Here is a 12,216-nt window from a genome sequence, read left to right on the forward strand (position 1 = left end):
AGCAGACTCCTATCAGGCGTTACCTGGCTCAGCGTCGCCATGCTCGGATTCGGATGCACTTGGCAGACGGATCGGACGCACAGGAACAACTGTCGAGATGGCGTGCTTGTAAACCATCTGGCTGACGGTGTTTTTCAGCAGGATCACGAACTGGTCGAAAGATTCGATCGTGCCTTGCAGCTTGATACCGTTGACCAGATAAATCGAAACCCCAACTTTTTCTTTTCTCAAAGTATTCAAGTAAGGGTCTTGTAGCGAATGCCCTTTTGACATATGCCGCACTCCTGTAAGGATCAATAGTAAAAAAATCAAAGAAAAACTGATGGCTCAAGCCGCCCCACCCCCAAGGATAGACGGCAATTACAAAGACTCAGCTCAATATGGAGACCGATCCAAGGTATTTCAAGGTGCGAGACAGATTGTCGCAAGCCAGGCTATCCAGCCAATGCAGGTCAGCCCAACTACGCAACCAGGTGAATTGCCGTTTCGCCAATTGGCGAGTAGCAATAATGCCGCGCTCCTTCATCTCCAGCGATGTCAACTTGCCATCAAGGTGATCCCAGACCTGGCGATAACCAACCGCCCGTATAGACGGCAGCCCCGCGTGCAAGTCACTTCTGGCTCGCAGCAATCGGACCTCGTCAACGAAGCCCTGTTCCAGCATTTGCCCGAATCGTAACGCAATCCGCTCGTGCAACACATGACGATCGTTTGGCGCAATGGCCAGGCTGGCGACAGTATAGGGCAAATGTCCCGCCCCCGAAGCGCCTGCTGCGCTACTTTCAGCGGATTGACGCTGGCGATGTGACGTCATACTCATGCCACTGACCCGGTAAACTTCGAGCGCGCGAATCAGGCGCTGGGGGTCGTTGGGATGAATCCTCGCCGCCGATTCAGGATCGACTGCCGCCAATTGCTGGTGCAAAGCCTGCAACCCGAGGCGCGCCGCCTCTTCTTCAAGCTGCGCACGCACCTGTGGATCAGCCGCCGGCATATCAGCCAGGCCGTCAAGCAGCGCCTTGTAATAAAGCATGGTGCCGCCGACCAGCAGCGGAATCTTGCCCCGTGCGGTGATGTCAGCCATTGCCTCAAGGGCGTCACGACGAAAGTCGGCAGCGGAATAGCTCTGGGCCGGGTCGAGGATGTCGATCAACCGGTGTGGATGAGCGGCCAGCACCTCTTTGGAGGGCTTGGCCGTACCAATATCCATGCCGCGATAGACCAGCGCCGAGTCGACACTGATCAACTCGCAAGGCAGCACCTTCGTCAGTTCGATAGCCAGATCGGTTTTGCCCGCCGCAGTCGGGCCCATCAGAAATATTGCGGGAGGTTTACCACTCATCTTATCGACCGCGCAGGAACAGTTTGTCCAGATCGTCCAGGCCCAGTTGGGTCCAGGTTGGTCGACCATGGTTGCATTGGCCGCTGCGCTCGGTGTTTTCCATGTCGCGCAGCAGTCCGTTCATCTCGGCTACGGCCAGGCGTCGGTTGGCGCGAATGGCGCCGTGGCACGCCATGGTGCCAAGCAGTTCGTTCAGGTGGGCCTGGATACGGTCACTGGTACCGTACTCCATCAGGTCGGCCAGTACATCCTGAACCAGGCGATTGGCCTCGGCCTGCTTGAGGAGTGCCGGGATCTGTCGGATCGCCAGGCTTTCCGGGCCCAGGCGTTGCAGTTCGAAGCCCAGGCGCTGGAACCACTCCGCGTGCTCTTCGGCGCAATCGGCCTCACGCTGGCTCAAGGCAAGGGACTCGGGTACCAGCAGCGGCTGGCCACTGAGGCCTTCGCTGGCCATGGCCACCTTGAGGCGCTCGTACATGATGCGCTCGTGGGCCGCATGCATGTCTACCAGCACCAGACCCACGGCGTTTTCGGCCAGGATATAGATACCCTTGAGCTGGGCCAGGGCATAGCCCAGCGGCGGAATGTCTCCCTGGCCCTCAGGCAAAGCGGCCGGCGTGGCGTCACTGAGCGGGGCAAAGAACTCGCGATAGGCACTCCGCGCCTCGGCAGCCGGGACGGCCTGAGCCGGGCGCGGAGAGTATTGGTATTGATAGCCTGCACCCGCTCCACCAGCAGCGCTGCCGGTCGCTGGGCGCATGCCCGGTTCAGCCACCGGCTGCTCGAGCAGGTTGGCAGCCAGGCGCATTTCGCCCTGGGGGCCGAACTCACCTGCCTGGATGCCGCTGGGACGAATGATCTCGCTGGTCGCCGCGGGCGCTGCCAACTGGTCTTCAGGGCGCACATCGGCCAAGGCACGGTGCAGGGTGCCGTAGAGAAAATCATGGACCATGCGCCCGTCACGAAAGCGGACTTCGTGCTTGGTGGGGTGAACGTTGACATCGACCCCGGTGGGGTCGACCTCGAAAAACAGCACAAAGGTGGGATGCCGACCGTTGAACAACACGTCACGGTAGGCCTGGCGCACAGCATGGGCGACCAGCTTGTCGCGCACGGCACGGCCATTGACGAAGAAGTACTGCAGATCGGCCTGGCTACGTGAAAACGTCGGCAACCCTACCCAACCCCAGAGGTGCAAGCCATTGCGCTCGACTTCGATCGGCAAGGCCTGTTCAAGGAAGCCCGGGCCGCAGATTGCCGCCACGCGCCGGGCGCGGGCCGTGTCGTCATGGGCGTCGTGCAGGCTGAGTATGCTCTTGCCGTTGTGACGCAGGTGAAAACCCACATCGAAACGCGCCAGCGCCAGGCGCCGGATCACTTCCTGCAAGTGGTCGAATTCGGTTTTTTCAGTCTTGAGAAACTTGCGACGAGCAGGGGTGTTGAAAAACAGGTCGCGCACTTCCACCGAAGTCCCTACTGGGTGGGCCGCCGGCTGCACCCGCGGAGCCATGTCGCGGCCTTCGGTTTCCACCTGCCAGGCCTGCTCGGCTTCGCGGGTGCGCGAGGTGAGGGTCAGGCGCGCCACCGAGCTGATCGAAGCCAGGGCTTCACCCCGGAACCCCAGGCTCATGACCCGCTCAAGATCCTCAAGATCGCGAATTTTGCTGGTGGCGTGCCGGGCCAAAGCCAGCGGCAGGTCATCGGCAGCGATGCCGCTGCCGTCGTCGCGTACCCGCAGCAGCTTGACGCCGCCCTGCTCCACTTCCACATCAATGCGCCGGGCACCGGAGTCCAGGCTGTTTTCCAGCAGCTCCTTGATGACCGATGCCGGACGCTCGACCACCTCGCCGGCGGCAATCTGGTTCGCCAGCCGTGGGCTGAGCAGTTCGATCCGGGCGCTGTCGGTCATTGCTGAGCCGCCAGGGCAGTGGTCGGAATGTTCAGGGCCTGTCCAACCTTGAGCTCATCGCTCTTGAGGTTGTTGGCGCTGCGCAGGCTGCCTACGCTGACCTGATAGCGCACCGCGATCATGGCCAGGGTTTCGCCAGGGCGCACGCTATGTTCGCGTGGCCCCTGGGCGATCTTGCCACTGTCACGCAGGAACGCGATATAGGTGCCTGGTGGCGGGTTCTGCTGGAAAAACTGCCGCACGCCACTATGGATCGAGCGAGCCAGGGATTGCTGGTGGCTCGACGTGGCCAGCTTGGCTGCCTCATTGGCGTTGGAGATAAAGCCGGTTTCTACCAGGATCGACGGGATATCCGGGGACTTGAGCACCATGAAGCCTGCTTGTTCGACGCGGCGCTTGTGCAGCGGCGTGACCCGGCCCATGTTCCCCAGCACTTTCTGTCCGACGTTCAGGCTCGAACTCAGCGAGGCCGTCATCGACAAGTCAAGGAGCACGCCGGCGAGCATGCGGTCCTTGTCATCCAGGCTGACGTTGCCAGCGCCCCCGATCAGGTCCGAGCGGTTTTCGCTGTCAGCCAGCCACCGCGCGGTTTCCGAGGTAGCACCACGGTCAGACAGGGCAAACACCGAGGCACCGAAAGCGGCCTTGGAGGGCGCGGCGTCGGCATGGATCGAGATAAACAGGTCGGCGCCCTTCTTGCGGGCAATCTCGGTGCGCTTGCGCAGCGGGATGAAGTAGTCGCCGGTACGGGTCAGCTCGGCGCGATAACCTTTTTCGCCGTTGATCTGACGCTGCAGCTCCTTGGCAATCGACAGCACGATGTCTTTCTCATGCTGCCCCCGAGACCCTGAAGCCCCCGGATCTTCACCGCCGTGGCCGGCATCGATGGCGATCACGATGTCACGCTTGCCATTGGGCACGGGGGTCAGCTTGATCGCCGGCTGCGTAGGCGTCACAGGTACGGCCGGGGTGGTAGCGACCGGAGGGGTGGGCGGCGGCGAGACGGCGTCGGCCGCCTGGTCGAACAGGTCGACGACCAGGCGATTGCCATACTGGGCGTTGGGCGCGAGGGTAAAACTCTTGGGGGTGACCGATTTGTTCAGGTCGATCACTACGCGCAGGTCGGTAGGCGTACGCTGGGCCGAGCGCACGCTCGTGATCGGCGTATTGGAGGTCGAGACCGTCAGGGGCGCGGCCAGGGTCGCACCGTTGATGTCGATGACCAGGCGATCGGGTGCCGTCAGCGTAAATACGCTGTGCTGCACAGGCCCGGAAAGGTCGAACACCAGCCGTGTGTTATCCGGCGCTCGCCACAAACGCATACTTTTGACTTGCGTGACGGCCAGTGCATCAACAGTTACCGCCGTAAGCAGCAATCCTACGACCGCAACCAGTGCGCGAAAGCGCATACCTATCCCCATTTTCTATTTGAATTCCAAGGCCAGAGCGGCACACCAGGCTTCGCCACGTGCCCCCTGCGGCGACAGGTTCAGCGAACGTCCGCTCGCCTGGGGGCTTATGGTAATGGTCAGGTCGGGCTTTGGCAAAACACCCGCCCCGTTTTGGGGCCATTCAAACAGGCACAGGGCATCACCTTCGAAATAGTCACGGATGCCCATGAACTCCAGCTCTTCTGGATCGACCAGGCGATAGAGGTCGAAATGGAAGGCGCGAACCTCACCGATTTCGTAGGGTTCTACCACCGTGAAGGTCGGGCTTTTGACTGCGCCAGTGTGCCCGAGGCCACGAATGATGCCCCGCGACAGGGTGGTCTTGCCCGCCCCCAGGTCCCCTTCAAGAAATATCACGCCGTGACCTCTGGTCACCTCGGCAATGCGGGCGCCGAAGCGGACCATGGCCTCTTCGTCGGCCAAAAACAGGGTTACGCCTGACACGCTGAATGCTCCTCCAATAAATGACGAATCGCCGGGACCAGATCACTGGCCGCCAGCCCGCGGCCTTGCGCGCCCAGCCGCTCGCCGGCACAGGCGTGAAGCCAGACACCCAGGCACGCTGCGTCCCAGCTCGACATCTTCTGGGCCAACAGGGCGGCCAATACCCCACTCAATACATCCCCCAGGCCCGCGCCCGCCATGGCGGGATGCCCGCGCTTGCACAGCGCCACGCTCCCGACCGGGTCCGCAATCAGGGTGCCAGCACCCTTGAGTACACACACGACCGCATATTTGCGCGCCAGTTTGCGCGCAGCCCCGGGACGGTCCGCCTGGACCGCCTCGGTGGAGATCCCCAGCAACCGGGCTGCCTCCCCCGGGTGCGGCGTGATCAGGGAACCCGCGGGCAGCGGCAATGGTGCTCGGGCCAGCAGGTTCAAGGCATCGGCGTCCCATACTTGCGGCACCTTGGCATTAGCGACTGCCGACAACAGGCTACGCCCCCAGGCGGCCTGCCCCAGGCCCGGCCCTACCACCAGTACCGATGCGCGCTCGATGGGTGTCATCAGCTGGTTGGCAGAATGAACGCCCAGGGCCATCACCTCCGGCAAGCGCGCCAGGGCAGCGGGTACCTGCTCACTGCGGGTGGCCAGCGATACCAGCCCGGCCCCGCAGCGCAATGCTGCTTCGGCGCTGAGCAGGACGGCACCGCCGGTACCTCGGTCGCCACCTACCACCAGCACGTGGCCGAAGTCACCTTTCTGGGCCGCAAGCGCGCGGGGTGGTAGTGGCGCGAGGCCGATACTGGTCAGTAGTTCCAGCTGGCCAGGAGGGTGTTTGGTCTGAGGCATGGGTCAAAGGCTCCGATGTCTGGCAGAATTATACGCACCTGAGTCTGCGTTGCCTTATTTCCCATGTCTGCTGCCATCCCCGATCTTCCCGCACTGGCCCAATCGATCAAGGATTGGGGCAAAGAACTCGGCTTTGCCCATGTCGGCATCGCCGGGGTGGATCTGGCCGAGCACGAGCAACACCTGGAACGCTGGCTGCACGCGGGCTACCACGGTGAGATGGACTACATGGGCGCCCATGGCAGCAAGCGCTCGCACCCCGACGAACTGGTGCCAGGCACCCTGCGCGTGGTGTCGCTGCGCATGGACTACCTGCCGGGGGACACCCGCATGGCCCAGCAACTGGCTCATCCAGAGAAGGCCTACATCTCCCGTTACGCTTTGGGCCGCGATTATCACAAGCTGATCCGCAAGCGCGTGCAACACCTGGCCGAACGCATCCAGACAGAGATCGGCCCGTTTGGCTTCCGCGCGTTCGTCGATAGCGCCCCGGTACTGGAGAAAGCCATTGCCGAGCAGGCCGGTCTGGGCTGGATCGGCAAGAATACCTTGCTGCTCAACCGCAAGGCCGGCAGCTACTTCTTTCTCAGCGAGTTGTTCGTCGATCTGCCGCTACCTGTCGACCCACCGCAGGCCAGCGAACATTGCGGCCGCTGCAGTGCCTGCCTGGATATCTGCCCGACCCAGGCATTTGTCGGTCCGTATGTACTGGACGCGCGCCGGTGCATCTCCTACCTGACCATCGAGCTGAAAAGCGCCATCCCCGAAGAGCTGCGGGCATTGATCGGCAACCGCGTATTCGGCTGCGATGACTGTCAGATCGTCTGCCCCTGGAACCGCTTCGCCCGGCCCACCAGCGAGAATGACTTCAAACCGCGGCACAACCTGGATAACGCCGGGCTTGCCGAGTTGTTTCTGTGGGACGAAGCCACGTTCCTCAGCAACACCGAAGGCTCGCCATTGCGCCGCGCCGGCTATGAGCGCTGGTTACGCAACCTGGCGGTCGGGCTGGGGAATGCGCCTTCGACCATTCCGGTGCTGGAGGCGCTCAAGGCGCGACAGGATTATCCGTCGGAGCTGGTGCGTGAGCACGTGCAATGGGCGCTCGAACAACACGCCGCGCGGGGCAAGCCCGCACCTGCTCCGTGATAATCAATGCTCGTCGTTGTAATGAAACTTCGGCATTTCCCAATGGAACCGGATGGCCAACAGGCGCAGAAGGAACCCGCCAAATAGCGTGAGCAGGATGGCCTGCTCGCCCGGGACCTTGAAATAGACGCACCCCAGGTAGAACCAGGCCGCCGCAAAGGAAACACTGGCGTAGAGTTCGCGGCGGAAGATCAACGGAATATCGTTACAGAAAATATCCCGCAGGATGCCGCCAAACACCCCGGTGATCACCCCACTGATCGATGCCACCAGCATACCCTGGCCCATCTCCAGCGCCGTCATGCAGCCAATCAGAGTAAAGGCCACCAGCCCCAGTGCATCGAGTACCAGGAACAATGAGCGCAAATGCCGCATCAGTGGCGCAATGAAGATGGTCATCAACGCGGCAAAGCTGGTCAGTACCAGGTACTCCGGGTGTTTTACCCAGGTCAGCGGGTAGTGCCCCAATAGCACATCGCGCACCGAGCCGCCGCCCAGGGCGGTGATGCAGGCGATCAACACCACGCCGAACCAGTCCATGCCGCGTCGTCCCGCAGACAACGCGCCCGTCATGGCTTCGGCGGTGATTGCAATGAGGTAGAGCATCAACAACATGGCGCAGATCCGTGCAAGGGGGCGCGCAGTCTAACCAGTTGCCACAGGCACCAAAAGGGGGCGCAGCATGGATTGTCTGTACAACCCTGCGCCGAAGCCGTCAGAACTTGATGAAGTGCTCGCGATAATGGCGCAGTTCGTTGATCGACTCGCGGATATCGTCCAGCGCCAGGTGGGTTCCACCCTTCTTGAAACTGTCGCGAACCTCTGGCGCCCAGCGTGCAGCCAGCTCCTTGAGGGTAGAGACATCAAGGTTGCGGTAGTGGAAGTAGTTTTCCAGGCTGCGCATATGGCGATACAGGAAGCGTCGATCCTGGCAGATGCTGTTGCCGCAGATCGGCGACTTGCCCTTGGGCACCCACTGTTCGAGGAAGGCAATGGTCTGGGCTTCGGCTTCTGCCATGCTGACCTTGCTGTCCTTGACCCGCTGGGTCAGGCCCGAGGCACCGTGGGTACGGGTATTCCAGTCGTCCATGCGCGCCAGCACTTCATCGCTGTGATGAATGGCAATCACCGGGCCTTCGGCCAGGGTGTTCAGGTCGCTGTCGGTGACAATGGTGGCCATCTCGATGATGACGTCATGGTCCGGATCCAGGCCGGTCATTTCCAGATCGATCCAGATCAGGTTCTGTGGGTTCTGCATGATTCTGCTCCTCGGTAGGTGCGCAGTTTAGCCTAGTGGAGCGTGCTAAACTCCTCGCCGTTTAATAATGCATGCCGAACACGGAACCTTCATGGCCAAACGCCAGCTCAATCGCCGCCAAAACTGGCGGATCGAAAAAATCCAGGGTGAACGCGCTGCCCGCGCCGCCAAACGCGAACAACAGACCCTGAAGGAACTCGAAGGCGGCGACCTGGGGCCGGAGCAACTCGGCCTGGTCATCGCCCACTTTGGCGTACAGGTCGAGGTCGAGGCCCAGGATGGCGAGGGTGCCGGCCAGGTATTTCGTTGTCACTTGCGCGCCAACCTGCCAGCGCTGGTCACTGGCGACCGTGTCGTCTGGCGCGCCGGCAACCAGGGTATCGGCGTAATCGTTGCGCAGATGCCACGCAGCACCGAGCTGTGCCGGCCCGACAGTCGCGGCCAACTCAAGCCGGTGGCGGCCAACGTCGACCTGATCGTGATCGTCTTTGCCCCGGCCCCCGAACCTCACGCCAACCTGATCGATCGCTACCTGGTCGCAGCCGAACATGCCGGCATTCATCCGTTGTTGCTGCTGAACAAGGCCGACCTGATCAACGAAGAGAACGCCCCGGCGCTCAACGCGCTGTTGGCGGTGTATCGTCAACTGGGCTACCCGATACTGGAAGTTTCGGCCCACCACGGCGACGGCATGCAGCAGCTGCAAGCACGCCTGGATGGCCATATCAGCGTGTTCGTTGGCCAGTCGGGCGTCGGCAAATCGTCGCTGGTCAACAGCCTGCTGCCCGAAGTGCAGACCCGGGTCGGCGATTTGTCCGAGTGGTCCGGCCAAGGTACCCACACCACCACCACCGCGCGCCTGTACCACTTTCCTGGCGGCGGCGAGCTGATCGACTCCCCCGGCATCCGCGAATTTGGCCTGGGCCATGTCAGTCGGGCCGATGTCGAGGCCGGGTTCATCGAGTTCAACGACCTGATTGGCACGTGCCGCTTTCGCGATTGCAAGCACGACCGCGAACCCGGTTGCGCGTTGCTCAAGGCCCTGGAGGATGGTCGCGTGCAACAACAGCGCATGAACAGCTACCGCTCGATCATCGCCAGCCTGCCTCAAGACACATACTGAAACTTTCAGTCGCCGCGTGAGGCTCGCAACGAGCCTCACCTCTCAAAACAGCGGCATTTTTGTAGGGGAAATTACCGGCTATTGCGGGGTAATTCCTTATTCGCCGTGGTCCCTTGCTGCCAGAAATACTTTCGCAGATTGTCACCTTTCAGATTCGCCATCACCAAGCGAGCCACCCCATGCCCTGTGCATGAAAGGAATCAACTATGACAATCCAACCCTTGCCCATCCGCTGCCTCTGCACCTTGCCCGGAGGGTGCTTCTGATGCCTGTTTTTATCAGCTACCGCCACAGTGATCGGCTTGACGCCTTCACTATCAACGAACGCCTGAAACTCGAAGGCATCGCCACTCAGCTGGACCTGTTCGACAACGATGATCAACAGACCACTGACGCTATCTGCGGCCTCATCACGCGTCATGTCAGTAGCTGCAGCCATTTGATCGTGGTGCTATCGCAAGACACGCCCCATGCGTGGTGGCTACCCTTCCAACTGGGCGCTGGCACCCTGACCAACAGGCGCATGTCGTTGTACCAATACGCAGGCAGCGCGCCATCGGGTTACCTGGAGAAATGGCCGATCATGACCACACGCGAGCATATCGACCTGTTTGTGCATGCCTATCACGATGAACGGACCTTCAAGCGTTCGATCACCCGTGAAGACCCTGACGCCCAGGCCACCAATCGCGCCAATGCGGACTTTTTCCATGCCGACCTCAAGGCCAAGATCCGTCGTGGCTTCTGACCTATCCCCCTAAAGCAAAAAGCCCGTGGACATCACTGCACACGGGCGTTTCGATCATGAAGCGGAATCACTCCTTGCTCTGATCCATCTTCAATACACCGTCTTCGAAGATATTCAGCTTCTCGCGCAACTCACGCGGCTGCATCGGCTCGGCTTCGGGAACTGTTTGCGATGGCGCTGCAGGCGCAGGCGTGACAGGAGCCGGCGGATTGTTTTCAGGCGCTGCTGGCTGGGGCTGCTCACCTTCGATGGTGCGCTGGGCCTTCTTGGTCAGCACGATGATATCAATGCGCCGGTTTACCGGATTGAGCGGGTTCGCTCGGTCAAACAACGACGAAGAAGCATAGCCGACTACACGTGCTACCTGGCTATCAGGGTAGCCACCGGCAACCAGTGCACGACGCGCCGCATTGGCACGGTTGGCCGAAAGCTCCCAGTTGCCGTACTCGCCTGTACCCGCGTAAGGCTTGGCATCGGTATGGCCGCTGATGCTGATCTTGTTGGGCACCGCCTTGATGGTATCGGCCATGGCCAGCAGGATGTCTTCAAAGTAAGGCTGCAAATGTGCGCTGCCCAGATCGAACATCGGCCGATTCTCGGCATCCATGATCTGGATACGCAGGCCATCCTGGGTAATTTCGAAGAGAATCTGGTCCTTGAATTTCTGCAGCTGCGGGTTTTCCTCGACCTTGTTCTGCAGCTCCTGCAGCAACAGCTCAAGTCGCTCACGCTCGACCTGTTCGGCCATGCTCTCGACCTGTTCCTTGTCCAACTGGATACTGGTGTCGGGCGTGTGCTCGGACTTTTCTTCCGGGTTGATGGTTTTTTCCGGCGCGAGCTTGGGCGAGCCACCCAGGTCGATCACATAAGGCGTGCCACTCTCGGAGAACCCGATCGGGTCTTTGAAGTAGCCGGCAATGGCGATCTTCTGTTCCGGCGTGGCCGTGGACAGCAACCAGAGCACCAGGAAGAACGCCATCATCGCCGTGGCAAAGTCAGCGAAGGCGATCTTCCAGGCGCCACCGTGATGGCCGTCGCCGAAGCGCTTGATGCGCTTGACGATAATGGGCTGATTGTTCTCCATGACTCAGCGTCCGCGAACCGCTTGTTCCAGCTCGGAGAAGCTAGGACGGTGGGCCGGGTACAGCACCTTGCGACCGAACTCTACGGCCAGCGACGGCGGCATGCCGGAAGCCGAGGCCACCAGTGACGCCTTGATCGCTTCATAGACATTCAGCTCTTCCTTGGCATCCTGGCGCAGGGCCGTTGCCAGCGGGCCGAAGAAGCCATATGCGGCGAGAATACCGAAGAAGGTACCGACCAACGCAGCACCTACGTGCAGGCCGATGGACTGTTGATCGCCATCACCCAGCGAGGCCATGGTCACCACGATACCCAGCACGGCTGCAACGATACCGAAACCTGGCATGCCATCGGCGATGCCGGTCACCGCATGGGACGGGTGCTCGAGCTCTTCTTTCATGCTCAGCAGTTCCATGTCGAACAGGCCTTCGAGTTCGTGCGGTGCCATGTTGCCGGTGGACATGATGCGCAGGTAATCGCAAATGTATGCGGTCATGCGGTCATCGCCCAGTACAGCCGGGTATTTGGCAAAAATGGGACTGGCAGCGGCGTCTTCGATATCGGCTTCGATCGCCATCATGCCTTCGCGCCGACTCTTGTTGAGAATCTCGTAGACCAGCCCCAGCACTTCTATATAGAAGGTGTGGGTAAAGCGCGTACCGAACATCTTCAGGGACTTCTTGATTACATGCATGGTCATGTAACCCGGGTTGGCCTGGAGGAACGCACCAAAAGCCGCACCGCCAATGATCAGCACTTCAAAAGGCTGGATCAGCGCTGCAATCTTGCCGTGAGAGAGAACATATCCGCCGAGCACGCTCGCGAATACGACGATGATGCCGATAATTTTAGCCATAGGTA

At 60.9% G+C, this 12,216-nt stretch carries 13 protein-coding genes; 3 read left to right on the forward strand and 10 right to left on the reverse strand.

Features of this window, described 5'->3' with window-relative positions; all coding sequences use genetic code 11:
* Window positions 1-12: 12 nt before the first annotated feature.
* From hfq to ABVN19_RS20250, 6 genes are all read right to left on the reverse strand, one after another.
* Window positions 13-273, reverse strand: coding sequence for an RNA chaperone Hfq (hfq, locus tag ABVN19_RS20225; RefSeq protein WP_028945676.1), 261 nt, complete (start codon window positions 271-273; stop codon window positions 13-15).
* A gap of 97 nt (window positions 274-370) precedes the next feature.
* Entirely contained in the window at window positions 371-1,342 is a 972-nt protein-coding gene (miaA, locus tag ABVN19_RS20230; RefSeq protein WP_105642335.1) for a tRNA (adenosine(37)-N6)-dimethylallyltransferase MiaA, read from the reverse strand.
* A 1-nt stretch (window position 1,343) separates the two neighbouring features.
* Window positions 1,344-3,251 (reverse strand): DNA mismatch repair endonuclease MutL, encoded by a 1,908-nt coding sequence (gene mutL / locus ABVN19_RS20235; RefSeq protein WP_028945674.1) that lies wholly within the window; start codon window positions 3,249-3,251, stop codon window positions 1,344-1,346.
* A complete protein-coding gene (locus ABVN19_RS20240) occupies window positions 3,248-4,672 on the reverse strand; it encodes an N-acetylmuramoyl-L-alanine amidase (RefSeq protein WP_209420965.1) in 1,425 nt (474 codons plus the stop codon). Before ABVN19_RS20240 ends, mutL begins: the two co-directional genes overlap by 4 nt.
* Window positions 4,673-4,675: 3 nt before the next feature.
* The gene (gene tsaE, locus ABVN19_RS20245; RefSeq protein WP_028945672.1) at window positions 4,676-5,146 is read right to left on the reverse strand and encodes a tRNA (adenosine(37)-N6)-threonylcarbamoyltransferase complex ATPase subunit type 1 TsaE; all 471 of its coding nucleotides are present in this window, start codon (window positions 5,144-5,146) and stop codon (window positions 4,676-4,678) included.
* Window positions 5,134-5,994, reverse strand: coding sequence for an NAD(P)H-hydrate dehydratase (locus tag ABVN19_RS20250; protein ID WP_105642336.1), 861 nt, complete (start codon window positions 5,992-5,994; stop codon window positions 5,134-5,136). The genes tsaE and ABVN19_RS20250 overlap by 13 nt, the downstream gene beginning before the upstream one ends.
* Before the next feature lie 63 nt (window positions 5,995-6,057).
* Between ABVN19_RS20250 and queG the strand changes: the two genes are divergently transcribed.
* Entirely contained in the window at window positions 6,058-7,143 is a 1,086-nt protein-coding gene (gene queG, locus ABVN19_RS20255; protein WP_028945670.1) for a tRNA epoxyqueuosine(34) reductase QueG, read from the forward strand.
* Between the two features lie 3 nt (window positions 7,144-7,146).
* Here the strand turns inward: queG and ABVN19_RS20260 are convergent, their stop codons facing one another.
* Together ABVN19_RS20260 and orn are read right to left on the reverse strand one after the other, a co-directional pair.
* The gene (locus ABVN19_RS20260; RefSeq protein ID WP_028945669.1) at window positions 7,147-7,758 is read right to left on the reverse strand and encodes a trimeric intracellular cation channel family protein; all 612 of its coding nucleotides are present in this window, start codon (window positions 7,756-7,758) and stop codon (window positions 7,147-7,149) included.
* A gap of 100 nt (window positions 7,759-7,858) precedes the next feature.
* A complete protein-coding gene (gene orn / locus ABVN19_RS20265; RefSeq protein WP_028945668.1) occupies window positions 7,859-8,401 on the reverse strand; it encodes an oligoribonuclease in 543 nt (180 codons plus the stop codon).
* Window positions 8,402-8,492: 91 nt separating this feature from the next.
* On the opposite strand from orn, the gene rsgA reads away from it, so the two are divergent.
* Both rsgA and ABVN19_RS20275 read left to right on the forward strand, forming a co-directional pair.
* Window positions 8,493-9,524 carry a small ribosomal subunit biogenesis GTPase RsgA gene (rsgA, locus tag ABVN19_RS20270; RefSeq protein ID WP_028945667.1) on the forward strand — a complete coding sequence of 344 codons (1,032 nt, stop codon included), beginning with the start codon at window positions 8,493-8,495 and terminating at the stop codon, window positions 9,522-9,524.
* 265 nt (window positions 9,525-9,789) lie between these two features.
* Window positions 9,790-10,272, forward strand: coding sequence for a toll/interleukin-1 receptor domain-containing protein (locus ABVN19_RS20275; protein WP_105642337.1), 483 nt, complete (start codon window positions 9,790-9,792; stop codon window positions 10,270-10,272).
* Window positions 10,273-10,339: 67 nt separating this feature from the next.
* Here ABVN19_RS20275 and motB read toward each other — a convergent pair whose 3' ends face one another.
* Both motB and motA read right to left on the reverse strand, forming a co-directional pair.
* Entirely contained in the window at window positions 10,340-11,356 is a 1,017-nt protein-coding gene (motB, locus tag ABVN19_RS20280; protein WP_028945665.1) for a flagellar motor protein MotB, read from the reverse strand.
* 3 nt (window positions 11,357-11,359) lie between these two features.
* A complete protein-coding gene (gene motA / locus ABVN19_RS20285; RefSeq protein WP_028945664.1) occupies window positions 11,360-12,211 on the reverse strand; it encodes a flagellar motor stator protein MotA in 852 nt (283 codons plus the stop codon).
* Window positions 12,212-12,216 lie beyond the last annotated feature (5 nt).

This window comes from Pseudomonas vranovensis (genome assembly GCF_040438935.1).
GTDB classification, from domain to species: Bacteria; Pseudomonadota; Gammaproteobacteria; order Pseudomonadales; family Pseudomonadaceae; genus Aquipseudomonas; species Aquipseudomonas vranovensis.